At 70.6% G+C, this 21,977-nt stretch carries 26 protein-coding genes; 12 read left to right on the top strand and 14 right to left on the bottom strand.

The features are described from left to right. Positions 1–74 precede the first annotated feature (74 nt). The 3 genes from ACQPXB_RS00225 to ACQPXB_RS00215 are packed head-to-tail and all read right to left on the bottom strand — an operon-like array spanning position 75 to position 2,163. Positions 75–719 carry a hypothetical protein gene (locus ACQPXB_RS00225; RefSeq protein WP_432849053.1) on the bottom strand — a complete coding sequence of 215 codons (645 nt, stop codon included), beginning with the start codon at positions 717–719 and terminating at the stop codon, positions 75–77. Next, the gene (locus tag ACQPXB_RS00220) at positions 707–1,510 is read right to left on the bottom strand and encodes an ATP-binding cassette domain-containing protein (RefSeq protein WP_432857194.1); all 804 of its coding nucleotides are present in this window, start codon (positions 1,508–1,510) and stop codon (positions 707–709) included. Before ACQPXB_RS00220 ends, ACQPXB_RS00225 begins: the two co-directional genes overlap by 13 nt. Before the next feature lie 8 nt (positions 1,511–1,518). Then, the gene (locus ACQPXB_RS00215) at positions 1,519–2,163 is read right to left on the bottom strand and encodes an aminodeoxychorismate/anthranilate synthase component II (protein ID WP_432849052.1); all 645 of its coding nucleotides are present in this window, start codon (positions 2,161–2,163) and stop codon (positions 1,519–1,521) included. Positions 2,164–2,378: 215 nt separating this feature from the next. Between ACQPXB_RS00215 and ACQPXB_RS00210 the strand changes: the two genes are divergently transcribed. Then, on the top strand, positions 2,379–3,698 hold the full coding sequence (locus ACQPXB_RS00210; RefSeq protein WP_432857191.1) for an FAD-dependent oxidoreductase: 1,320 nt from the start codon (positions 2,379–2,381) through the stop codon (positions 3,696–3,698). Between the two features lie 12 nt (positions 3,699–3,710). Here ACQPXB_RS00210 and ACQPXB_RS00205 read toward each other — a convergent pair whose 3' ends face one another. Continuing rightward, entirely contained in the window at positions 3,711–4,310 is a 600-nt protein-coding gene (locus ACQPXB_RS00205) for a LuxR C-terminal-related transcriptional regulator (protein ID WP_386944821.1), read from the bottom strand. Next, positions 4,307–6,169, bottom strand: a complete 1,863-nt coding sequence (locus ACQPXB_RS00200) for a histidine kinase (protein ID WP_432849051.1) — start codon at positions 6,167–6,169, stop codon at positions 4,307–4,309. The genes ACQPXB_RS00205 and ACQPXB_RS00200 overlap by 4 nt, the downstream gene beginning before the upstream one ends. 169 nt (positions 6,170–6,338) lie before the next feature. On the opposite strand from ACQPXB_RS00200, the gene ACQPXB_RS00195 reads away from it, so the two are divergent. From ACQPXB_RS00195 to ACQPXB_RS00185, 3 genes are all read left to right on the top strand, one after another. Continuing rightward, positions 6,339–7,049, top strand: a complete 711-nt coding sequence (locus tag ACQPXB_RS00195) for an ABC transporter ATP-binding protein (RefSeq protein WP_432849050.1) — start codon at positions 6,339–6,341, stop codon at positions 7,047–7,049. Between the two features lie 2 nt (positions 7,050–7,051). Next, positions 7,052–7,786, top strand: coding sequence for an ABC transporter permease (locus ACQPXB_RS00190; protein WP_432849049.1), 735 nt, complete (start codon positions 7,052–7,054; stop codon positions 7,784–7,786). 93 nt (positions 7,787–7,879) lie between these two features. Beyond that, positions 7,880–8,272, top strand: a complete 393-nt coding sequence (locus tag ACQPXB_RS00185) for an SCO5389 family protein (RefSeq protein ID WP_360598601.1) — start codon at positions 7,880–7,882, stop codon at positions 8,270–8,272. On the opposite strand, the gene ACQPXB_RS00180 is transcribed toward ACQPXB_RS00185, so the two are convergent. From ACQPXB_RS00180 to ACQPXB_RS00170, 3 genes are all read right to left on the bottom strand, one after another. Continuing rightward, positions 8,269–9,204 carry an LLM class flavin-dependent oxidoreductase gene (locus ACQPXB_RS00180; RefSeq protein WP_432849048.1) on the bottom strand — a complete coding sequence of 312 codons (936 nt, stop codon included), beginning with the start codon at positions 9,202–9,204 and terminating at the stop codon, positions 8,269–8,271. The genes ACQPXB_RS00185 and ACQPXB_RS00180 overlap by 4 nt on opposite strands. A 62-nt stretch (positions 9,205–9,266) precedes the next feature. After that, positions 9,267–9,425 (bottom strand): hypothetical protein, encoded by a 159-nt coding sequence (locus ACQPXB_RS00175; protein WP_432849047.1) that lies wholly within the window; start codon positions 9,423–9,425, stop codon positions 9,267–9,269. Continuing rightward, entirely contained in the window at positions 9,425–10,408 is a 984-nt protein-coding gene (locus tag ACQPXB_RS00170; RefSeq protein WP_386944823.1) for a class E sortase, read from the bottom strand. The genes ACQPXB_RS00175 and ACQPXB_RS00170 overlap by 1 nt, the downstream gene beginning before the upstream one ends. A gap of 799 nt (positions 10,409–11,207) precedes the next feature. On the opposite strand from ACQPXB_RS00170, the gene crgA reads away from it, so the two are divergent. Together crgA and ACQPXB_RS00160 are read left to right on the top strand one after the other, a co-directional pair. Next, a complete protein-coding gene (gene crgA / locus ACQPXB_RS00165; protein WP_220245435.1) occupies positions 11,208–11,474 on the top strand; it encodes a cell division protein CrgA in 267 nt (88 codons plus the stop codon). 118 nt (positions 11,475–11,592) lie between these two features. After that, complete coding sequence (locus tag ACQPXB_RS00160; RefSeq protein WP_366585968.1) at positions 11,593–11,964, top strand: PH domain-containing protein; 372 nt, start codon at positions 11,593–11,595, stop codon at positions 11,962–11,964. Here the strand turns inward: ACQPXB_RS00160 and ACQPXB_RS00155 are convergent. Continuing rightward, positions 11,961–12,713 (bottom strand): rhomboid family intramembrane serine protease, encoded by a 753-nt coding sequence (locus ACQPXB_RS00155; protein ID WP_432849046.1) that lies wholly within the window; start codon positions 12,711–12,713, stop codon positions 11,961–11,963. The genes ACQPXB_RS00160 and ACQPXB_RS00155 overlap by 4 nt on opposite strands. A 202-nt stretch (positions 12,714–12,915) precedes the next feature. Then, positions 12,916–13,440 (bottom strand): peptidylprolyl isomerase, encoded by a 525-nt coding sequence (locus ACQPXB_RS00150; protein WP_285971318.1) that lies wholly within the window; start codon positions 13,438–13,440, stop codon positions 12,916–12,918. Between the two features lie 206 nt (positions 13,441–13,646). Between ACQPXB_RS00150 and ACQPXB_RS00145 the strand changes: the two genes are divergently transcribed. Then, positions 13,647–14,270, top strand: a complete 624-nt coding sequence (locus tag ACQPXB_RS00145; RefSeq protein ID WP_366585964.1) for a hypothetical protein — start codon at positions 13,647–13,649, stop codon at positions 14,268–14,270. A gap of 65 nt (positions 14,271–14,335) precedes the next feature. Here the strand turns inward: ACQPXB_RS00145 and ACQPXB_RS00140 are convergent, their stop codons facing one another. Further along, positions 14,336–14,788, bottom strand: coding sequence for a DUF6918 family protein (locus ACQPXB_RS00140; RefSeq protein WP_366585962.1), 453 nt, complete (start codon positions 14,786–14,788; stop codon positions 14,336–14,338). 139 nt (positions 14,789–14,927) lie between these two features. Further along, positions 14,928–15,464 carry a DUF2020 domain-containing protein gene (locus ACQPXB_RS00135; protein ID WP_386943825.1) on the bottom strand — a complete coding sequence of 179 codons (537 nt, stop codon included), beginning with the start codon at positions 15,462–15,464 and terminating at the stop codon, positions 14,928–14,930. A 159-nt stretch (positions 15,465–15,623) separates the two neighbouring features. On the opposite strand from ACQPXB_RS00135, the gene ACQPXB_RS00130 reads away from it, so the two are divergent. The 3 genes from ACQPXB_RS00130 to ACQPXB_RS00120 all read left to right on the top strand — a co-directional run bounded on the left by ACQPXB_RS00130 (position 15,624) and on the right by ACQPXB_RS00120 (position 17,682). Further along, positions 15,624–16,034 (top strand): DoxX family protein, encoded by a 411-nt coding sequence (locus ACQPXB_RS00130; RefSeq protein ID WP_366585958.1) that lies wholly within the window; start codon positions 15,624–15,626, stop codon positions 16,032–16,034. Positions 16,035–16,100: 66 nt separating this feature from the next. Further along, the gene (locus ACQPXB_RS00125; protein WP_432849045.1) at positions 16,101–17,042 is read left to right on the top strand and encodes a hypothetical protein; all 942 of its coding nucleotides are present in this window, start codon (positions 16,101–16,103) and stop codon (positions 17,040–17,042) included. A gap of 1 nt (position 17,043) precedes the next feature. After that, positions 17,044–17,682: a pyridoxine/pyridoxamine 5'-phosphate oxidase gene (locus tag ACQPXB_RS00120; RefSeq protein ID WP_432849044.1), complete on the top strand. Its 639-nt coding sequence runs from the start codon at positions 17,044–17,046 to the stop codon at positions 17,680–17,682. Positions 17,683–18,644: 962 nt separating this feature from the next. Here ACQPXB_RS00120 and ACQPXB_RS00115 read toward each other — a convergent pair. Next, positions 18,645–19,067, bottom strand: coding sequence for a transposase family protein (locus ACQPXB_RS00115; protein WP_432857187.1), 423 nt, complete (start codon positions 19,065–19,067; stop codon positions 18,645–18,647). 539 nt (positions 19,068–19,606) lie between these two features. Here ACQPXB_RS00115 and ACQPXB_RS00110 point away from each other — a divergent pair. Then, positions 19,607–20,491, top strand: coding sequence for a hypothetical protein (locus ACQPXB_RS00110; RefSeq protein ID WP_432849043.1), 885 nt, complete (start codon positions 19,607–19,609; stop codon positions 20,489–20,491). Positions 20,492–20,500: 9 nt separating this feature from the next. Further along, on the top strand, positions 20,501–21,337 hold the full coding sequence (locus ACQPXB_RS00105) for a PHP domain-containing protein (RefSeq protein ID WP_432849042.1): 837 nt from the start codon (positions 20,501–20,503) through the stop codon (positions 21,335–21,337). On the opposite strand, the gene ACQPXB_RS00100 is transcribed toward ACQPXB_RS00105, so the two are convergent. Then, entirely contained in the window at positions 21,334–21,966 is a 633-nt protein-coding gene (locus ACQPXB_RS00100) for a TetR/AcrR family transcriptional regulator (protein WP_366585948.1), read from the bottom strand. The genes ACQPXB_RS00105 and ACQPXB_RS00100 overlap by 4 nt on opposite strands. Positions 21,967–21,977: the final 11 nt, after the last annotated feature.

Below are 21,977 nucleotides of genomic sequence, written 5' to 3'. Positions count from 1 at the left end.
CCGGAAGATCCGAACCGGAAATTGCCATGTGCAATTTGCAGATTCACTCGGAGCACGTTCGAACCGCTCCGAGCTCAGGCCCGCCGGCCCGCCAGCCACCCGACGACGCCGGCGCTCACGCCCAGCGCGACCACCGACGTGACCACGGCGAGGACGAGCGCGCCGCCGTAGGGCGCACCGTTGGTGAGCGCCGTGATCAGCGGGTGGACCAGCGGCACCCACTTGCCCAGCAGGACCAGGCCGAGGACGAGCACGGCCGCGAGCACCGTCCACCCGATGCGCCCGACGAGCAGGCGCGAGCACGGCAGGCCGATCGCGATCCCGAGCAGGCCGCTCGCCAGCAGGCTCACGAGGCCGACGCCGAACGCCGCCCAGTTCAGCTGCCACGTCCTGATCCCCGACCACACGATCGTGATCACTGTCAGTACCACCAGGCAGCCGAACACCGCGCATACCGCACCGCCGATGGTGCGCCGGCGGCTGCGCGCGTGGCTGAGCGTGACGAGCCGCTGCACCGGATCTTCGATGTCGAGCACGGCGATCGTGAGCCAGCAGCCGAGGACGACCAGCGCACCGCTGCTCACGCCGTAGAGCGGCAGCACCGGCGAGTGCGGGTCGGAGTAGAGGATCACCGAAAGCGCGAGGTAGGCCAGCACCGCCGGCAGGTAACGCTGGGAATGGCCCAGCAGCGCGAGGTAGTAGCGGCTCACGGCGAGCACGGCGCCACCTCCCGCACGGACCAGCCGCCCGACAGCGCCCGCAGGAGCACGGCGTCGGCGCTCGTCGCGTCGACGGTCAGGACCACGTGCGGACCCTCGGCGATCGCGTGGCGCACGCCGGGTTCGGCGGTCCAGTCGGTGCCGGTGCCCGCGAGGACGATGCGGGTGGCGGGCCCGGTTTCCGCGCGGACGCCCACGGCCGTGAGCCGGCCGGCTTCGATGCGGTAGACGGCGTCGGCGTTCTCCCGCACGACGGCCGGCCGGTGGTCGGTGAACACCACACTCGCGCCACGCGCCCGCGTCTCGGCCACCAGCTCGCCGAGCACGGCGTGGGTGCCGACGTCGAGACCCGACCACGGCTCGTCGAGGATCAGCAGATCGGGCCGAGGCAGCACGGCCTGCGCGAGGCCGACCTTCTGCGCGTTGCCCTTCGAGAGTGTGCGCAGCTGGGCGTCGGGCCCGCCGACGAGCGCGAGCCGCTCCAGCAGCGGGTCGATCGTCGACGAGTCGGCAAGGCCGCGCATGCGCGCCATGTGCCGCAGGTACGACCGCGCGCTGAGCCGCTGCCCGCCGGGGAACCGGTCGGGCAGGTAGCCGATCGACGGCGTGCCCTCGACCGTGCCGAGGCTCGCCCGCGAAACACCCGCCAGGATCCGCAGCAGCGTGGACTTCCCGGAGCCGTTGGCGCCGAGGATCCCGACCACGCACGCGGCGGGTACAGCCAGGTCGACGCCGTCGAGCACCAGCTCGCCGCCGCCGTACCGCTTACCGACTCCGACGAGCCGGATCAGCGGGGTGGTCACGCAGCGGCGGCCTTCTGCAGCGCCTTCGTGGCGCGTTCCAGCTCGTCGACCTTCTTCGGGTCGACGGCGTAGCCGGCCGAGGCCATCCACGTGGCCAGCATCCGGTGCCCGCCCTCGGTGAGCACCGACTCGGGGTGGAACTGCACACCCTCCAGCGGCAGCTCGCGGTGACGCATGCCCATCACCACACCGGACTCGGTACGGCCGGTGACCTCGAAGATCTCGTCGCGGATCGTCTCGGGCAGCACGGTCAGCGAGTGGTAGCGGGTGGCGGTGAACCCGTCGGGCAGGCCGGCGAGCACGCCCTTGCCCTCGTGGCGGACCTGGCTGGTCTTGCCGTGCAGCAGCTCGGGGGCGCGGTCCACGGTCGCACCGAAGTGCACGCCCAGGGCCTGGTGGCCGAGGCAGACGCCCAGCATCGGCGTGCGCGTCTCGGCGCACTTCGCGATGACCTCGATGCTCTGGCCGGCGCGCTCGGGCGTGCCCGGGCCGGGCGAGACGAGCACGGCGTCGAACTCGGGCACCCGCTCGAGGTCGACCACGTCGTTGCGCCACACCGTGCACTCGGCGCCGAGCTGCGCCAGGTACTGCACCAGGTTGTAGACGAAGCTGTCGTAGTTGTCGACGACGAGTACGCGCATGCGGCCACTTTACTGATCCGGCCAAAAGTAGGCCGCTCCCCCGAGCGAGACGTAGCCGTCGCTGCCCAAGCCATGCGGCCGTGGCTGTGGTCGGATTAGTAAACAACCGGCACAGTGCCGCTCCCACCTGCTGGACCGTACGCCAGATCACAGTGAAAGTTAGGTAGCCCTAACTTACCGTGGGTGCCGTGAGCCGATTCCTTCGCGTAGCGGTCGTGGGCGCCGGCCCTGCCGGTATCTACGCCGCCGACCTCCTGGACAAGTCCGACGCCGACGTGCAGGTCGACCTGTTCGAGCGCATGCCCGCGCCGTTCGGGTTGATCCGCTACGGCGTCGCGCCCGACCACCCGCGGATCAAGGGCATCGTGACCGCCTTGCACAAGGTGCTCGACCGCCCGAACATCCGGCTGCTCGGCAACGTCGACTACGGCACCGACCTGAAGCTCGACGAGCTGCGCGAGTTCTACGACGCCGTGATCTTCTCCACCGGCGCGATGGCCGACCGGCCGCTCGGCATCCCGGGCGCCGACCTCGACGGCAGCCACGGCGCCGCTGACTTCGTGAGCTGGTACGACGGCCACCCCGACGTGCCGCGCACCTGGCCCCTGAACGCCACCTCGGTCGCCGTGCTCGGCGTCGGCAACGTGGCGCTCGACGTCGCCCGCATCCTCGCGAAGACGGCCGACGAGCTGCTCACCACCGACATCCCGGCCAACGTCTACGAAGGCCTGAAGGCCAGCCCCGTCACCGACGTGCACGTGTTCGGCCGCCGCGGCCCGGCGCAGGCGAAGTTCACGCCGCTGGAGCTGCGCGAACTCGACCACTCGCCCAACGTCGAGGTGATCGTGCACCCCGAGGACATGGAGTTCGACGAGGCCAGCATCACGGCGCTGCGGGCGTCGAAGCAGATCGACATGGTCGTGAAGACGTTGCAGGAGTGGGCGATCCGCGACGAGGGCACCCGTCCGAAACGGCTGCACCTGCACTTCTTCCACGCGCCGGCCGAGGTCCTCGGCGAGGACGGCCGCGTGACCGGACTGCGCACCGAGCGGACCGAGTACGACGGTGAAGGCGGCGTGCGCGGCACGGGCGAGTTCCACGACTGGGACGTGCAGGCCGTGTACCGCGCGGTCGGCTACCTGTCGTCGCACCTGCCGGAGATCCCGTTCGACCACACCGCGGGCGTCGTGCCGAACCAGGCCGGCCGCGTGCTGGACCTCGACGAGAACCAGCTGCCCGGCGTCTACGTCACCGGCTGGATCAAGCGCGGCCCGATCGGCCTGATCGGCCACACGAAGGGCGACGCGGCGGAGACCGTCGCGAGCCTGCTGGCCGACGCGGACACGCTCGCGTCGCCGAAGCACGACTCGCCCGACGCGATCCTCGACTTCCTCACCGGGCGCGGGATTCCGTTCACCACGTGGGAAGGCTGGGGCAAGCTCGACGCGCACGAGAAGTCGCTGGGCGAGCCGCACGGCCGGGAGCGGATCAAGGTCGTGGAGCGCGACGAGATGGTGCGGGTTTCGCGAGACTAGCGCGTCAAGGGATCAACTGGCGCCGAGGTAGGCGAGCACGGCCAGCACGCGGCGGTTGGTGTCGTCGGAAGCGGCGATGCCGAGCTTCGCGAAGAGGTTGGCCGTGTGCTTGCCGACGGCGCCCTCGCTGAAGTGCAGGCGCGCGGCGATCGCGGCGTTGGAGCAGCCCTCGGCCATGAGCTCCAGCACCTCGCGTTCGCGCGGGGTCAAGGCCGCGAGCGGGTCGGAAGCGTTGCCCGCCACCAGTTTCGCGATCACCTCGGGGTCCATGGCCGTGCCGCCGGCGGCGACGCGGCGCACGGCGTCCACGAACTGCTCGGCGTTGAACACACGGTCCTTGAGCAGGTAACCGATGGCGCCGGTTCCGTCGGCGAGCAGCTCGCGCGCGTAGAGCTGCTCGACGTGCTGCGACAGCACGAGAATCGGCAGGCCGGGCATCTCCCGGCGGGCGGCGAGCGCCACCTGCAGGCCCTCGTCGGTGTTGGTCGGGGGCATGCGAACGTCCACAACGGACACGTCCGGTCGGTGTTCCCGCAGCGCGACGGCGAGTTCCGGGCCTGAGCCGACCGCGGCGACGACGTCGAAGCCGTGCGCGGCGAGCAGGTGGGTCAGGCCGTCTCGGAGGAGGTACTGGTCCTCGGCGATGACGGTTCGGGGGCGGCCGGCGCCGCTTCCTGGCCCGCCGGTTCCGGGACTGTCTGGCACGGCACCTCCAGGATCGCCTCGGTCGGTCCGCCCGGTGGGCTGGTGAGGCTCAACGTACCGTCGAAAGCCCCCAGCCTGCGCTCGATTCCGCGAAGTCCCGATCCGCGCGCGGCTTCGGCACCGCCGCTGCCGTCGTCGGTCACGACCACGCGCAACACACCGTCGGAGTGCGTCAGCGAGACCAAAACCCGTTTCGCACCACCGTGTTTCGCCGCGTTGCCCAGCAGCTCGCACACGGCGAAGTACGCGCACGCCTCCACCGGCTGCTCGAGGCGGCCGGGCACGTCGGCCGTCACCTCGACCTTGAGCGGGCTGTCGAGCGCGACCGCGCGCACGGCGTCGACGAGGCCGCGTTCGGACAGCACCGGCGGGTGGATGCCGCGCACGAGCAGCCGCAGCTCGGTCAACGCGTCGGCCGACGCGGTGCGCAGCTCGGCCGCCAGCCGTTTGGCCGCTTCGGGATCGCTGTCGATCAGCGCCTCGACCGCGCCGAGCTTCAGGCCCATCGCCACGAGCCGCGACTGGACGCCGTCGTGCAGGTCGCGTTCGATGCGCCGCAGCTCCGCGGCCTGGGCCACGGTGACGTCGGTGCGCGACTGGTCCAGTCGCGCCACGCGCTGCGCCAGCCGCGTCGCCTCCGTCGGACCGAGCCACACGCGGGCGAAGCGGGCCTGCTGGCGGGCCAGCCACGGCGCCGGCGCCAGTCCGGCGACCAGCAGCACGAGCGCGAGCGTCGTCTGCGCGAGCGCGCCGAGGTGCGTCGACACCTCGGGCAGCGGGTACCACTGCACCGGCTGGTCCGGCGCCGTCACGAACGGCCGCCACACCCACAGCGTCGCCAGGCCGGTCAGGCCCCAGCCGAGCAACGCGACCGTCGGCAACGTCAGCAGCAGGCAGACCACGGGGATCAGCGCGCCGCCGGCGAGGTCGCGCCAGGTGGCCCGGTCGCGCAGGACCCACTGCGTGCGGGCGCGCTGCAGGGGCCAGAACGGCTCGTCGTACAGCTGCTTGCCGAACTGGTAGAGCCCGTCGGCGCGCGGCACCGGCAGCCCGGGCGGGGGCAGGTACGGCCGGTCGATGCGCACGCCGGTCCAGTTCCCGGCCTCGCGCCGCAGCGTGTCCGTGATGGTCCGGCTGCCCACCACGAGCGACGCGGTCATCGGGGCCGCGCCGACGATCAGCACCAGCTGCCAGACCGAGAAGACCAGGTGCACGCAGGCCAGGGCGAGAAGGCCGAACTGGTGGCCAGCCGCCTCGAGGTGGCGGTGCAGCCACCACTTGCGGGCGGGGTCGGCGGCCGGGTGCGGCCCCAGCCAGTGGCGGGTCCAGCGGCCGTACCAGCGCAGTGCGTGGCGTCCGGCCACCACCGACAGCACCGCCGTGACCAGCGCGAACGGCGGGTTGAGCACCTGCCAGCCGAGCTCGCGGCTCGTCGCCGGATCCTCCATGATCCACGTGAAACGTCGGTTCCAGCGGATCCACCACGCCCGTTTGTAGAGCTGGTTGCCGTCGCGGTACCAGCCGTCGCGCTCGCGTTCCGGCTCCGCCGGGGCCGGCCGGTACGGCGTCGCGACCTCGATCCCGCACCACCGGCCGACGAGCTCCCGCGTGCGCGCCGAGCGCCCGCGGGCCCGGTCGATGGCTGGGGTGAAGAAGAAGACCAGTCCGACGCAGAGCAGCAGGAAAGCGAGCAGCTCCACGAGCGCGTCGACCCAGCTCAGCAGCGCGAGGCCGGCGAGGACGAACGCTCGCCGCACGGATTCCATTCGCCGCACCCCCTTTTCCGCAGTCTGACCGAGCCGGGCACTCGGGCGCACTGGCCGAAGCTCCCGTACCGGGGTGGGCCCAGCCCCACCCCCACGTCAGCGAAACCCCACCTGAGCTGGGGTTTCACCGTCATTCTGCCGGACGCCTCGCGCTTCTAGCGTTTGTCGCATGCCACTCATCGAAGTCACCGAGCTCCGCAAAACCTACGGCAAGCGGGTCGCGGTCGACGGCGTTTCGTTCACCGTCGAGCGCGGCGAGATCTTCGGCATCCTCGGCACCAACGGCGCCGGCAAGACCACCACCGTCGAATGCCTCCAGGGCCTGCGCCGGCCCGACAGCGGTGCGATTTCCGTGCTGGGACTGGATCCCGCGACGGACGCCGCCCGGCTGCACCAGCGCGTCGGCGTGCAGCTGCAGGACGCGCGGCTGCCCGACAAGCTGCGGGTGGCCGAGGCGCTGGAGCTGTTCGCCGCGTTCTACCCGCACCCGGCCGACGTCGGGGTGCTGCTGCGGCAGCTGCGGTTGGAAGAGCACCGGGCCACGGCGTTCGGCAAGCTCTCCGGCGGCCTGCGGCAGCGGCTGTCGATCGCGCTCGCGCTGGTCGGCGACCCCGAGATCGCGATCCTCGACGAGCTCACCACCGGTCTCGACCCGCATTCGCGCCGCGACACCTGGCAGCTCGTGACCGGGGTGCGCGACGCCGGCGTGACCGTCGTGCTCGTCACCCACTTCATGGACGAGGCCGAACGCCTCTGCGACCGCGTCGCCGTGTTCGACGCCGGCCGGATCGTCGCCACCGGCACCCCGGCCGAACTCCGTGCCACCACGGGGAAATCCACTTTGGACGACGCGTTCGTCACCCTCACCGGACGGAGCTGACCGTGCACACCTTCACCAAACTCCTCGCCACCGAAGCGAAACTCTTCGCACGCACGCCGATGTGGGCGATCTTCGGCGTCCTGCTGCCGACCGCGGTGCTGGTCGGCGTCGGTTCCATCCCCGGCATGCGCGAACCGAGCGAGGTGACCGGTGGTCACCGCTTCATCGACCTGTGGGTGCCCTCGCTCGTGGTCGTCGCGCTCGCGATGCTGGGCCTGCAGTCGATCCCCGCGGCTGTCGCGAGCTATCGCGAGCAGGGCGTGCTGCGCCGGCTCGCGACCACGCCCGTGCCACCCGCGTTCCTGCTGCTGGCACAGCTGGTGCTGCACGCCGTCGTGGCGCTCGCGGGCGTGGCGCTCATGCTGGTGACCGCGCGCGTCGTGTTCGACGTGCCGCTGCCGCGCCACCCGCTGACCTACGTCGTGACGCTGCTGCTGGGCCTGGTGTCGGTGTTCGCGCTCGGCCTCATCGCGGCTTCGATCGCCCGCACGGCGAAAGCCGCGGCCGCGATCGCGATGATCGCGTTCTTCCCGATCATGTTCCTCGGCGGCGTGTACCTGCCGCGGCCGCTGCTGCCCGAGGTGATCCAGCGGATCGGCGCGTACGTGCCGCCGGGCACCCAGCCGTTGCAGGACGCGTGGGTGGGCGCGGGCGTTCAGCCGCTGCAGTTCGTCGCTCTGGCCGCGTTCGCGCTGGGCGGGACGGCGCTGGCCGTGCGGCTGTTCCGGTGGGAGTGATCCACCGAAGTGGTGATGAATACCGTTTTCTCTTGTGGCGTGCTCGGCCGGGCGAGTAGCCAGGAAGGGGAACCACTCACCATGGAGGTTGTCTTGTCTCTGGACGTATCGCCCGCGCTGCTGGAAAAGGCCGAGCGCGGGGAGGTCTCCGACGCCGAGTTCGTCGCCTGCGTGCGGGAGTCGCTGCCGTACGCGTGGGAAGTGATCACGGGCGTGATCGCCGAGGCCGACGGCGCGCCGGACGGCTTCGCCGACAACGAGACGCCGCCGCCGAGCGAGGCCGCCCGCGGGCAGCTGCTGCGCGCACTGGCCTCCGACGCCATCCGCGGCGGGCTCGAGCGCCACTTCGGCGTGAAGCTCGCTTTCCAGAACTGCCACCGGGTCGCGGTGTTTCGGACGTCCGAAGTGGACGGTGACCGCTACCGGGCGTTCGTGTCGGTGCGCGGGCAGCTGCTCAACCAGAGCCCGGAGCTGCGCGACTGTTAAGCGCCGGCTTTTGAATCCCTGAGCGCGGGTAGCACTTCGGCGCCGATCCGCGCGATGTTCTCCGCCGTGCCCTCCGGCGTACCGGACGCTTCCACGAACATGATCACGTGGGCGGCCCCGGTGCGCCGGAGGCTCGTTTCCAACGTCGCCACGCAGTAGTCCGGATCGCCGACGGGGTGGATCTCGCACAGGTGCTCGGTGTACTCGTGCGGATCACGCGACGGACCGGGCCGGCCGTCCACCGTCACGTGCGCGCCGAGCCCGTCGGAAAGCCAGCCGGGCAACGACTTCCGCACCACGTCGACCGCCGCGGCACGGCTGTCGCCGACCTGGCAGAGGACAGTGGACACGTGGTTGTTGTGCCCGCCGTACGCCTCGACCGTCGCGGCCTTCTCGTCGTCACCGGCGTGCAGCCCGAGCAGCATCGGCAACCCACGCTCGGCGGCCACCCGCACGGCGTCGGACTTCGGGCCGCCGGCCGCCACGACCACCTCCGGCCGCCGCCGCGGTGTCGGCACCAGCGGCACCTCGCAGAAGTTGAAGTGCTCACCAGCCGCCGACGCGGTGCCGTTCGCAGCGGTGAGCAGCACGTCGAGTGATTCCGCAAAGCCGCTTTCGTAGCGTTCGAGCCCGGTGCCGAACACCTCCAGGTCCCGCCACGGCCCGCCGCGCCCGACGCCGAGGCGCAGGCGGCCGCCGGACACCGCGTCGAGCATCGACCACTGCTCCGCGAGCGCCACCGGGTGCGTCGTCGACAACACGCTCACCGCCGTGCCGACGGCGATCCGCGACGTGCGCCCGAGCACGTGCGCGGCGAGCGTGATCGCCGACGGGCACACGCCGTAGGGCAGGAAGTGGTGCTCGGCGAGCCAGACGTCGTCGAAGCCCGCCGCCTCCGCGGCCTCGGCCGCGCGCACGGTCCTGAGCAGCACTTCGGCGTCCTCCTGCCCCGGGAACCGCCCGGAGACGAGGAAGACGCCGAAGCGGGTGTGCCTCAGTTGTCCACCGACACTTCGTTGAACGGCAGCAGCGGGTCGAGCCACGGGAACACCACGAACATCAGCAGGGCGATGATGCCGAGCACCAGCACGACGGCGATCGTCAGCTTCACCGCGAACGGTCCCGGCAGGCGCCGCCAGATCCACGCGTACATCAGGAAGCACCGCCGATCTCGGTCAGCAGCTTCCCGTAGTCCGCCACCTGCGACTTCGGCACCTGCTGCGTGAGCACGGACGTGATGATCAGCCGCTGTTTCGCGGAGAACTGCGGATGGCACGTGGTGAGCGTGAGCAGCGAGGCCTCCTGCGCCTTGGGCAGCGTGTCGGCCGGCTTGTACGGCACCGGGTTCACGGCGTCGCCCTGGCTCGGGAGCACCACCTTGCGGCCGAACGTCTGGTCGTAGGCGCCGCCGCCCGGAATGCTCGGGTTGCGCAGCGTCGACACGCCCTTGCACTCCGGCTGCGCGCCCTTGCCGCTGCTCCAGCCGGAGATTTCGTCGTCGTAGGGCAGGACCTTGTAGATGTAGAAGTCGGTCTGCGTCTCGATCACGATCTGGTCACACGAGCTGAGGTTGTCCAGGTCGTTGAACGGCGCACCCTTGCCCACGCGGTGACCGGCGACGCCGAAGTTGCCGGGCTCGCCGGGCAGCGCCGTGCCCTTGTAGTGGCCGGGCCCGATCGCGAGCGAGTCCTCGCCGGTGCCCTCCTGGATCGTGAAGTTGAAGTCCGCACCGAACGACGGGATGTGGATGCGCGCGAACGCCTTGCCGTCGACGAGGCCGGGGTGCAGCGTGCGGTCCTTGGCCCAGTCGCCCTCGAGCTGGTCGCTCGCCGCCGACTGCTTCTCGGCCGAGAACAGGTCGGTCACGTAGACCTCGTAGACCATGAACAGCAGCACGACCAGGCCGAGCGTGATGAGGATTTCCCCGGCCGTCCGAATCGCGACGCCCCCCTTGCCCAACGGCGCGGGCTCGGGCTTCTCCTTCACCGCGGTGGCGGTTCCCCCCGCCTCGACGGCCGCGAACACCTCGGTGGGCTGATCGGCCACGACGGGCCGCGGCCTGCGCCTGGGGTCCGGCCCAGCTCCGCCGCGTGGCGGCTGCGTCGGCCGCCCAGTCCCGCGCGGCGGGGTGCCCATGCGTTCGGTGGGCGGATTCCCGGCCCGCTGGGTGCCCCGGGGCGGAGTGCCCATGCGCTCGGTCGGCGGGTCCCCGGCCGACTCGATCCCGCGGGGTGGCGTGCCGGGTCCCTCGGCCCGCGCGCGCCGGCCCGGCTCGCTTGGCGGCCCGCCGGCGTCGGGTCCGGCGGCCATCGGTCCCCCCGCGCCCGGCGCGGCGCCTCGGCGGCCGGCGCCTCCTGGCCCGCTGCCTGCCTGCCCACCTGCGTCGTGGCCACGGGCGTCGGCGCCTCGCGCGCCGTAGGCCGGTTCACCGGCGCCCCGTCGGGCGCCACCGGCGTCCGCACCCGGCGTGCGCCCCGGCTCGGTGCCGTTCTGCTGAGTGGGACGCGGCTGCCGCTGTTCGGGTGATCTGCGCTGGTCGGCCTGCCTGCGTGCCGGGTCGCCCGCGACGCGGCGCGCGGGCGGGGGCACTCTCCGGGTGGGGTCCTCCGGGGGCTGCCTGCGTGGTCTCGCGGCGCCGTCGGCACCGGGCGGCGGCTGGTGTCGCCGCTGGCCGTCGGGCCCTGGTGCGGGGCGGCGGCGGTCGTCTTCACCCGGCCAATCCTGCGTCGTCACGCAAGCTCCTCTCACACCGCCGGTGGAACTGCCGGTGGCGCTATTGTCACAGTCCGGAAATCCGACCGCTCCCGCCCAGTGCTCTGGAGCCGTCGTTTACGTTAACGTGTTCACGTGGCGCTGGTTGCGCAACCCGACGAGCGGGACGCCCGCGAACAGGCACCGCCACCAGGCAGAGCCAGAACAGCACGCGAGGAACACGATGCCGAAGTCCAAGGTCCGCAAGAAGACCGCGTACACCCCGCCCGTTGATCGCCGGACGCCGGTGAAGGTCAAGGCCGCGGGCCCGTCGAACCTGTTCTACAAGATCGTCATGTTCGGCCTCATGCTCCTCGGGCTGCTGTGGCTCATCGTGAACTACATCGCCGGCGACAAGATTTCGTTCCTGACGTCTCTCGGGAACTGGAACTTCGGCATCGGTTTCGCGGCGATGATCGTCGGCCTGCTCATGACCATGCGCTGGCGCTGATCATTACTCCGGATGGCGGCTTGACACCGAATTACATCGGTGTGACTCATCCCCAGTGTGGATAACCTCTGTGGATAACTACCCCACCTCGTGGGCACCCCGTTCGGCCCTTGTGGTAGTGGCCTGGCTGGTCACAGTCCTGCTGCTCGCCGGCGCGGTGCTCGACGGGCTCTTCGGCGACGGCAAGGGCGCGGTGCTCATGGGGCTCGCCACCGTCGCGATCGGGGCGTTCGCGGTGCACTGGAGCGTGGTGCGCCCACGGCTGTCCGTCGACGCGGACGGCCTGGTCACCCGCACGCTCGGCGGCACGCACCGCCTGCCGTGGGACCGGACGAGCATCCAGCTGCGCACCACCCGCCGGCTGGGCCGCGACGGCGTGACACTGGAGCTCGAACACGACGACGAGCTCTACATCTTCGGCCGCGTCGACCTCGGCGAAGACCCGCGCGACGTCCTCGACGCGATCACCGCCCTGCGCGGCGCGTTCTAGCCGGCCAGCGCCGAGAGCTCAACGCCGCGGTAGACGACCAGGCCCAGCAGCGCCACCACGATGATCGCCACGCCGATCGCCTGCCACCGCACGCGGTTGCGCTCCGGCGCGTAGAGCAGGGCCACGGCGACGAGCGCACCCGTGATGAGCCCACCGACGTGGGCGAGGATCGAGATGCCGGGGATCGAGAACGTGATGTACGCGTTGATCGCCAGTGTGACCAGCAAGCCGGCCGGGTTGAGCTTCAGCTTGACGACGATCACCGCGTAGCAGCCCAGCAGCCCGAACAGTGCGCCTGAGGCGCCGCCGGAGACCTGGAGCGGGTTGTCGAAAAGCAGCACCGCGACGGACGCGCCGAACATCGACACGAAGTAGAGCGCCGTGTACCGGGCTTTCCCGAAGACCTGCTCCAGCGCGCGGCCGATCATCGACAGCGAGAACATGTTCGCGGCGATGTGGATGATCCCGAAGTGCACGAAGCCCGATGTGAAGATCCGCCACCACTCGCCGCCGACGAGTGTGGTGGCGGGCTGCATCCAGCCGAACTGCTCCAGAGGCGCATTGCCGTTGTCGAAAAGACTCTTCGTCTGCAACGCCGTGATCAGGTAGATCAGCACGTTGACGGCGAGCAGCGTCGTCGTGATCACGACGGAGTCCGTCGGCCGGGCTCCCGCGATCGTGCGCGTGCCCATGCCGGAGTTCTGGTACTCGCGGTGCTGCTGCCGCGTCTGCTGCGAGCCGGCGTGCACGCAGTCGGTGCACTGGAAGCCGACGGGGGCTTCGCGAAGACAGTCCGGGCACGCCGGACGTCCGCAGCGCGCACAGCTCAGGCCGGTCGGGCGGTTGGGGTGCCACCAGCAACCGGGGAGCGCAGCCTGCGGAGGGTACGCGGGGGGATTCGGCGGTTGGTTCACGATGACTCCAACCTACCGAAATCCCCCCGAGACGGCCTCAGGCCTCGATGGTGACCTTCTCGATGACGACGTCGGACAGCGGCTTGTCCGCCGGGCCGGTCGCCGCGCGCGCGATCGCGTCGACGACGTTGCGGGACTCCTGGTCCGCCACCTCGCCGAAGATCGTGTGCTTGAAGTTCAGGTGGGTCGTCGGCGAGACGGTGATGAAGAACTGCGAGCCGTTGGTGCCGGGCCCGGCGTTCGCCATCGCCAGCAGGTAGGGCTTGTTGAACTGCAGCTCGGGGTGGAACTCGTCGCCGAACTTGTAGCCGGGGCCGCCACGACCGGTGCCGGTCGGGTCGCCGCCCTGGATCATGAAGCCGTCGATGACCCGGTGGAAGATCGAGCCGTCGTAGAACGGGCCGGAGTTCGTGCCCTGCGCGTTCGGCTGCGTGTACTCCTTGGAGCCGTCGGCCAGCCCCACGAAGTTCGCGACCGTCTTCGGCGCGTGGTCGGGGAGCAGGTTCACGTGGATGTCACCCTGATTGGTGTGCAGGGTGGCCTTGCGGGCGCTTTCAGTCACGCCGCCATCGTGCCATCCCTTCCCACATTTGGGGGGTTCAGGGGGCTCGGCACGGGGGAACCCCGCGGCAGGACCGCAGGAAGATGGGCATTTCCCGAGGTTTCACCGGTTCCCGATGGGGGAAGACACAGCGTCACGCCGGGAAAAAGGGCACGATAGGTTACGGGCAACAGAGCGATATCAAAACGATTGGTGAGGTGAAGGCCATGACCCGGGCCGCAGATTCGGTGAGCGAGTCGGTGAAGGCCGGCGCGGTCGGCCTGCGCAAGCGAGCCACCGAAGCGGGCAAGGCGGGGGCAGCTTCAGCGGCGAAGGCCGCGGAAGCCGGCGCCGAAGAGTTCGCCAAGCAGAGCCGCCGGGCACGCAAGAAGCTCGCGAAGAAGACCGAGTTGACGCGCAAGGAGCTCAAGAAGAGCTCGGCCGCGGCTCGCAAGGAGGCCCTCGCCCGCGTCGCCGAGCTGAAGAAGCCCGGCCGCAAGGCGAAGAAGGCCGCCATCAAGGCCGCGAAGTCCGCCGGTGAGTCGAAGCGCCGGGGCAAGAAGGACTTCAAGGCCGCGAAGAAGGACTTCCGCGCCGCGCTGGTCGAGGCGAAGTCTGCGGCCAAGGGCACGCGCAAGCGCCGCCGCTGGCCGTGGCTGCTCGGCCTGGGTGCCGTCGCCGTCGGCACGGCCGTGGTGCTGAAGTCGCGCCAGCAGGAGCCGCCGGTCGCCCCGGCGCCGCCGAAGGCGACCCCGCCGGCTCCTCCGGCGAAGCCCGCTTCGGAGACCAAGCCGTCTCCGGCGAGCAACGGCAAGGCCCCCAGCACGTCGGCCGCCGAGAAGAAGAACTGAACCACACGCGAAGAGGGCCCCGGGATCGCCGTCCCGGGGCCCTCTTCCGTTGTTACTGAGGCAGATCAGGCCATCGCGGCGTGCTTGTCGATGAGCTGGCCGAGGCGGGGCAGGGCCTCCTCGACGTTCTTCTTGCCGTTCGGGCGCAGCTTCGAGTAGACCTTCTTGATGCTGTCGCGGCTGCTGCGGTCGGCGCGCGAGTCGGTGACACTCAGCAGCGCGTCGGCGGCCGCGTCGGAACGGCTGGTCAGGTAGGCACCGAAGTCGTTGCCGCCCTGGGCGCGGTAGTCGCCGTAGAACGGCTCGAGGGCCACGGCGAAGTCGTCCAGCAGGGTGTCGACGGCCGAGGGGATGATGCCCGGCTTGATCTTCTTGACGGCGGCGAAGCCGGTCTTGACAACGGCGCCGGAGACCCCGCCCTTGTCGGACACCTCGGCGTCCACGAGGCCCTCGAGGTCGGTGACGACCGACGGGCGACGGCTGGAGTCGAGCAGGATTTCCTTGAGGGTGTCAGCCACGAATCTTGTCCTTGTCGTAGAGATGGCGAAGTGCTTGTGGTGCCGGACGGGCACCCGCCCGCGCGAGTGCTCCAGGGCCTGCGCGTGCCGCACAGGGTAATACAAGATCAACTTCACTCACCCGTGTGGAGGCCACTACTCAGAGCTTCAGGGCCGCGATAGCCTTCTTGGCCACTGTGCGTGCTTTGATGCTCTGCTGTTGGTTACTCGTCACGATGACCGCAGCTCCCCCCTTCGAGACCGCGTACACCACTCCGTCACCAGCCGGCTGGTAGCCGCCCTTCCACCCGGCGGGGTCGGAAGCGGGGTTCGAGGTGTCGACGGGCGCGGCGCGGTTGACCAGTTTCGTCGCGACGTCCTTCGTGCCCACGTACACCTGCACGGTCACCTGGAGCCCGCCGTCGGGGCGGTAGAAGAAGCACGACGGGTGCGGCTTGTCGTCGGACACGCGTACGGTCGTCACGTGCTGGCCGTTCGCGTCCTGCACCGTCTCGGCCGAGAGGTATGGGCACTTCGCTTCCCGGGCCGGCTGCGGATCGGGCGGCAGGCCGGGCTCAGCCGCGTGCTTGGTGGTCGTCGGCGGCGGCGCGGGCTGCGCGGTGCCCGCGATGGGGGTCGACACGCTGCAGCCGGCGAGCAACGCCAGGGCGGGCGCGAGAGCGAGGATTCGTCGCATAGCGCGCACAGTCAATCATGTCCAGTCACACGAGAGTGAAGAGCGAAAGGTTCAAGTTCCAGCGAGTAAGGGATCTTTCACTCACTGTGGTGATAGTTGAGGCTTGGCTTACCTACCCTGGCAGTCACGTATTTTCCGACTGCCAGGGAGACGACAGCCGTGAAACTCTTCGACAGAGGCCGTGACCACGTCCTCGCGCTCTTCCGCATCGTCCTCGGTTTCCTCTTCTTCTGCCACGGGGCCTCGACCGTGTTCGGCCTGTGGGGGCACCACGCCACGGCCGTCGGCACGTGGCCCGGCTGGTGGGCCGCGCTGATCCAGCTCGTCGGCGGCGCGGCCGTGACGCTCGGCATCGGCACGCGCGTCGCCGCCGTGATCTGCTCCGGTTCCATGGCCTTCGCGTACTTCACCGTGCACTTCGGCAAAGCCGTGCTCCCCATCGAGAACGGCGGCGAGCAGGCCGCCATCTTCGCCTGGGCCTTCCTCCTGCTCGCCTTCACCGGCGGCGGCCACTGGGCCCTGACCGACCTGTTCCGCCGCACCCGCGGAGTCCCTGTCCCCGCCGCTTGACACCCCCGGCCGCCCGGCGTGCGACGATGGGCGCCGGGCGGTCGTTGTCGCGGTCAGGGGGTTCGAGTGTTCACGCCGGATCAGTACCTGCACGTGGTGGCCGAGCGCGTCCAACGCAGCGGCGGACGGCTCAGCACCGTCCAGATCGGACCCGTGACCGCGGCCGTCGGCCTGTTCACCGAGTCGATCATGTTGTCCACCATGAACTACTGCGTCGTCGCGGCCGCGTACCCGGAGATCGACGCGCAGACGTTGTTCCAGTTCACCGGCCTCGCCACCCAGCACGCGCGCGCCAACGTCCAGGGCACCGTCGGCTGGACCGCCGCCTCCGTCGTGATCGCGGGCCTGGTGGGCCGCGTCCACCCCGACGCCGCCACGGCCGCCTCGGCCAAAACCGCCAACCAGTTCGGCGGCGAGACGCGCATGGTCGCCGTCGACCCGTACGCCGGCATGACGTACGCCTGGGTCGGCGGCAAGTTCTGGGGCGCGGCGGTGCAGGGCTCGGTGAACGCGAAGCTACTGTTCTGCTTTCCCCAGCCGACGGAGGCTTACCAGCAGCTGCAGTGGCAAGCGCAGTGGCAGGCTCAGCAGGCCGGGTACAACGCCGGTCCCGGCGTGGCCGGGTACGGCGCGGCTGGTTACGTTGCACCTGGCCCGGCTGGTTACGTTGCCCCGGCCCCTGGCTCGAACAGCCCTGGCGCGGCTGGTTACGGCACGGCCGGCTACGGCGACAACACCCCTGGCGCGGCTGGCTACGGCGCCCCCGGCCTTGCCGCGAACAGCCCTGCCACCCCCGGCGACGGCGCCCCGGACTCCGCACCGAACAACCCCGGTTCAGCCTCTGGCACGACCGGGGCCACCGCCGGCGGCCCCGGCCCCGGCGGCTCCCCCGGCCAACAAATCCCACCCGGCTGGCAACCGCAACTCCCGCCGCCCCCGGCCGCCGGCCCACCCGGCCCGCAGCCACCGCTCTACCCACCACCAGGCCGCCCACCGTACGGTCAGTGACATGGTTTCCCTACGCGGCTGGCAATCCTTCCCCGAACAACTCCCGCCCTTCGACCCGGACACCGCCCCGGAAACCCCCGAAGAGCTGTTCCTCGAGTGGCTCACGGAAGCCGGCGAACACGTCCTCGCGCCCCACGCGGTGACCCTGTCCACAGTGGACTCCGACGGCTTCCCCGACGCCCGCGTCGTGATCCTCAAGGACGTCGCCCCGTCGGCCTGGGCCATCGCCACCAGCTCGGAAAGCCCCAAGGGCCACCAGCTGGACGCCAACCGACACGCCGCCCTCACCTTCTTCTGGCCCGCCCGCGGCCGCCAGGTCCGCGTCCGCGGCACCGTCGCCCCGGCCGCCCCGGAGATCTCCGCGGCAGACTTCCTGGCCCGCCCGCCGGCTTCCCGCGTCGAGGCGTTCATCGGCCACCAGTCCGAACCCCTCCCAGACCCCGCCAAACTCACCGAAGCCGCCGACGCCGCCGCCCAATGGGTCGCCGACAACCCCGATGCCGCCCCCAAAACCTGGACGCGCTACCTCGTCACCCCCACGACAGTCGAATTCTGGCAAGCCTCACACGACCGCCGCCACCTCCGCCTCCGCTACCTCCGCGACGCCAACACCTGGACCCGCGAACGCCTCTGGCCCTAACCCGACGCCTGCCAGGACGGCCACCCCTCCCCGGCCAGCTCACCGTGCCTTCCCACCTGGCGACCAAACTTCGGCTCTCACCGTCAACCAACTTCGATTGACACCAACCCCGCTCGCTCCGGATCCCCACGACCACAGACCGCTCCGCACACCGGCCGCGACAGCCCCCTGACCCGAACGCCACCTCACGCCCACGCCGCCACTCGCTCCACTCCCCGGACCGCCGCACAGCCCCGCGCACCCCTCGGCCCCGCACGACACGCCCCCGCCCTCCTCGGCAGGGTTCCGGCAAAGTCGTTGTGGTGTTTAGGGCTGGATGCCGAGCAGGGTGAGTGGGCGAGTGGTGTCTCGGGTCATGTGGCGTATTCCGGCGGCGATGTCGGTCCAGCCTGTGTGGCGGAGTGCGCTGGTGGCGAGGTTGCGCAGGGTCGCCATGACACGTGGTCCGGCACCGGTGCGAGTGCGGGAGTGGCCTTCGGTGTAGGTGACGTCGCGGATCCAGTGGAGTTTGTTTTCGATGTGCCAGTGACTGCGGACGTATCCGCTGATGTGGGCGAGGTGGGCCCACTGGCCGGTGATGTTGGTGAAGCCGAGCGCGGTGTGGGCGGTGTGTTTCCGTTGCTGTGGTGGGTGGTGTGGCGCTCGATGAGGAACGCGTGGGTGGCGTGGGGAACTCGATCGCGGGGTGGCCGAGGAAATCCCCGAGTGGTGCGGGCCGGATGGTGCGGTGTTCGGTGCGGCCGTGCCCGCGGTCGGTGGTGATGTGGGTGGGGATCTCGTGCCAGGGCAGCGTCTGGAGCAGGCCGCGGAGGCAGTGCTGGTTCTCTTTCACGGTGAACACGTGCTAGGCGCCGCGGGCATGCCGGCAGCGGGCGTGGGCGGCGGTGGTGTGCAGGGCATCGGTGGTGACCACCCGCCCGGTCAGTTCGAGGGTGTCGAGCAGGGGCGGAAACCAGGTGATCTCACCACTGCCCCGGGGGGACCTGGCGTTGCCCGAGCACGATGGCGTCCACGTGGGTGATGGCGGCGAGCAGGTGCACACCGGCGCCGCCGGCGCGGGCGAAGGTGCCGCGCAGGGACTTCCCGTCCACCGCGATCGCGGCGGGCGGTGTGTCGGGATCTGGGGATGTGGGGTGTCGCGCGGTGAGCCAGGCACTGATCAGGTCGCCGAGGATGTCGCCGTCGAGGCGGCTGGTGACTCGGCGCACGATGGCTTCGTCGGGGGCAATGCAACGGCCCTGACCCGGGTCGAGCCTGGTGTCGAGCAGGGCCAGTACGTGTTGCGGGGCGTCGGCGGCCCATTCGCCGATCGCGGCGAACGAGCGTGCTCCGGCAACGACTGCCACTGCGGCCAGGGCCAGGATCGAGGCCACTGAATGGCGTATACGCGCCGGTCTTGTGGATCTGGTACGTGCCGCAGGAGTTCGCGCAGGTCCGTGGCCCGTTCCAGATCGGTGTCCGAGGTGATGAGCGCGGTCAGGCGATCAACGATGGTGGGATCAGGCACGATTGCGCAGCGGAACGGCTCTCTCAGACGATCACGGGACTTAGACACTCACATGATCAACCTGAGCCGCGCCGCCCTGCAACCAGCCCACAAGACTTTGCCGGAACCCCCGCCCTCCTCGGGGGGCGTCCCCAGTCCCATTCTATCGAGGTGAGGGGCCAAAAATCGGCCCAGCGGGAATCTGTGGACTACTTCAGCGCAGAGGGGTCGATTGTGGATAAGTCGGCCGAGCAGCCGGCCGGGGAGCGTGAAAGGTGCTAGCCGAAGGCGAGGCCAGCGGGCGTCGACACCAGCCCGCCAGCGCGCCTCAGGGGGTTGGTCGCGCAGGAGGGCGCGGGCCAGTGCTTCGGTCATGAGCGGTCCCCCGGTGTCCGAACTGTTCAAGACGCGCGCGCGGGAGCGTGCGACGGTGGTCGTATGACTGTGAACCTCGCTGCTGCCGCGTCCTTCCTCGCCGCGCACGGGCGGCTGCTCGACCGCCGGCGGTTCGAGCTGCTGTTCGGCGGAGGAGACGGTGATGCGGAGGCCGTGCTCTCGGCCGTCGCGGCGTACCGCAATGCCGACGGTGGTTACGGCTGGGGCCTGGAGCCCGACCTGCGCGCGCCGGAGAGCCAGCCGGGCGGGGCGCTGCACGCGTTCGAGGTGTTCGAGGACATCGCGCCGAAAACCACGCCGCTGGCGCGGGAGCTGTGCGACTGGCTGGAGTCCGTGTCGCTGCCGGGTGGCGGGTTGCCGTTCGCGTTCCCCGTCGCGGACCGCGCCGGGAGCGCTCCATTTTGGACGGACGCCGACCCGACGAAGTTCTCGCTCCAGAGCACGGCTTTCGTCGCGTCGACGGCGTTACGCGTCGCGGCGCACGACAAGGCCGTGGCGGAACACCCGTGGCTCACCGCGGCCGTGTCGACCTGCCTGGAGGCCATCGCCCGGGTCGAAGAGCAGCCGCACGCGATCGAGCTGTCGTTCGCCATCCGGTTCCTCGACGCCGCGCACGCGACCCGCCCCGAGGCCGACGAACTCCTCGGCCACCTCGGCAAGTTCCTGCCGCCCGACGGCATCCTCCACGTCGCCGGCGGCGGCGAGGACGAGGTCCTGCGGCCTCTGGACTTCTCGCCGATCCCGGGCCCGTCGCGCAAGGTGCTCGACCCCGCCGCGATCGCCGCCGAGCTCGAGCGCCTCGAGTCCCAGCAGCTCGAAGACGGCGGCTGGACGGTCGACTTCGCCAGCTTCTCGCCGGCGGCGTCGCTCGAATGGCGCGGCTACGCCACCGTTCGCGCGATTTCGGTGCTGCGGGCCAACTCGTAGTGTGAGGGCGTGCTGCCGCAGGACAGCCACGTCCACACCGAGTGGTCGTGGGACACCGTCACCGGGTCGATGGTCCAGTCGTGCCAACGCGCACTCGCGCTCGGGCTGCCGTCGGTGGCGTTCACGGAGCACGCCGACCTCACGCCGTGGCTCATCCCCGAGCCGATCCGGCCGCACCTGCCCGACCACTTCCGCGTGCGGCTGCGGACCGACGGCGTGCTGGAGCCGCCGGCCCTCGACGTCGAGGGTTACCTCGCGTGCGTGCAGGAGTGCCGCGAGCGGTTCCCGGACCTGCGGATCCTGTCGGGCGTCGAGCTGAGTGAACCGCACTGGCACCGGCCGGAAGCGGACGCGTTGCTGGCCGCGCACCGCTTCGAGCGGGTGCTGGGCTCGGTGCACTCGCTGCCGGAAGGGTCGCACCACTACGAGCTGAGCGTGATCGCGGACCGGCCGGCCGACGCGACGCTGCGCGCGTACCTGGGCGAGGTCCTGGGGCTGGTGGAGTCGACGGCCGATTTCGAGGTCCTGGCCCACATCGACTACGCGCTGCGCACCTGGCCTTCGTCGAAACCCTTCGTCGCCGCGGACTTCGAGGAGGAGTTCCGCACGGTCCTGCGCGCGCTGGCCGGCAGCGGGCGCGCCCTGGAGCTCAACACGAAAGTGCCCCTGCCGCGCGACGTTCTCCTGTGGTGGGCCGCCGAAGGTGGCCGGATCCTCTCCTTCGGCAGCGACGCCCACGCACCCGAGCTCGTCGGCCACGCGTTCGCCGAGGCCGCCGCGTTGGCGGCTTCGTGCGGTTTCCAGCCCGGCCGCACTCCGCACGACTTGTGGATCCGCCGCGGCTAACTCTTGCCGAGCGTCCCGAGGCCGTTCATCAGCAGGTCGAAGCCCAGTTCGGCCGCCGCGACCGCCTCGGGGTAGGCGTCGGTCGCGGTGACGCCCTTCGCCATCCGGTGGTGGTTCTCCAACGACAGCCGCCACTGCACGGCCGCGATCTGCGCGGCCGCCAGGCGCGCCGTCAGCGGCGACAGGTCCGGTGAGTCGCCGAGCTCGGCCGCCAGCGCCAGCTCCCCGCTTTCCCGGAACCGCAACAGGCTCGGCAGCAGGGTCGGCGTGCCCATGATCAGCCGGTACAGCGCCAGCACCTGCGGAAGGTCGCAGAGCCCAGTGATCGGGTCGTGGCGGCGCAGGCCGTCGAGGAAGTGCGCGCGCAACGCGGGAAGCGGTGCGTCGCGGTGCGCGCGGACCACGCGCGCACTTTCGTGCTCGTGGTCCGCCATGCGGTGCAGGACGAGGTCGTCCTTCCCCTGGAAGTAGGCGAACAACGTCCGCCGCGACACCTCAGCGGCCTCCGCGACCTGCGAGATCGACACCTGGTCGAAGCCGTGCTCGAAGAACAGCTTAAGCGCGGCGTTCGAGATCGCCTCGCGCGTGCGCTGCTTCTTCCGCTCCCGCAGGCCGGTCCGCTCGTCCACGAAAACAGGCT

This window comes from Amycolatopsis sp. CA-161197 (assembly GCF_050942255.1).
GTDB lineage: Bacteria > Actinomycetota > Actinomycetes > Mycobacteriales > Pseudonocardiaceae > Amycolatopsis.
The sequence above is the reverse complement of the archived record's forward strand: the minus strand, read 5'-3'. Positions and strand labels throughout refer to the sequence as shown.

What these genes read in the sequence shown, in the direction of transcription:
- ACQPXB_RS00175 (WP_432849047.1), bottom strand. Translation starts at nt 9,425, where the DNA reads ATGTACGCGTGGATCTGGCGGCGCCTGCCGGGACCGTTCGCGGTGAAG.
- ACQPXB_RS00120 (WP_432849044.1), top strand. Translation starts at nt 17,044, where the DNA reads ATGGTTTCCCTACGCGGCTGGCAATCCTTCCCCGAACAACTCCCGCCC.
- ACQPXB_RS00135 (WP_386943825.1), bottom strand. Translation starts at nt 15,464, where the DNA reads ATGCGACGAATCCTCGCTCTCGCGCCCGCCCTGGCGTTGCTCGCCGGC.
- ACQPXB_RS00145 (WP_366585964.1), top strand. Translation starts at nt 13,647, where the DNA reads ATGACCCGGGCCGCAGATTCGGTGAGCGAGTCGGTGAAGGCCGGCGCG.
- ACQPXB_RS00200 (WP_432849051.1), bottom strand. Translation starts at nt 6,169, where the DNA reads ATGGAATCCGTGCGGCGAGCGTTCGTCCTCGCCGGCCTCGCGCTGCTG.
- ACQPXB_RS00110 (WP_432849043.1), top strand. Translation starts at nt 19,607, where the DNA reads ATGACTGTGAACCTCGCTGCTGCCGCGTCCTTCCTCGCCGCGCACGGG.
- ACQPXB_RS00195 (WP_432849050.1), top strand. Translation starts at nt 6,339, where the DNA reads ATGCCACTCATCGAAGTCACCGAGCTCCGCAAAACCTACGGCAAGCGG.
- ACQPXB_RS00170 (WP_386944823.1), bottom strand. Translation starts at nt 10,408, where the DNA reads ATGGGCACCCCGCCGCGCGGGACTGGGCGGCCGACGCAGCCGCCACGC.
- ACQPXB_RS00215 (WP_432849052.1), bottom strand. Translation starts at nt 2,163, where the DNA reads ATGCGCGTACTCGTCGTCGACAACTACGACAGCTTCGTCTACAACCTG.
- crgA (WP_220245435.1), top strand. Translation starts at nt 11,208, where the DNA reads ATGCCGAAGTCCAAGGTCCGCAAGAAGACCGCGTACACCCCGCCCGTT.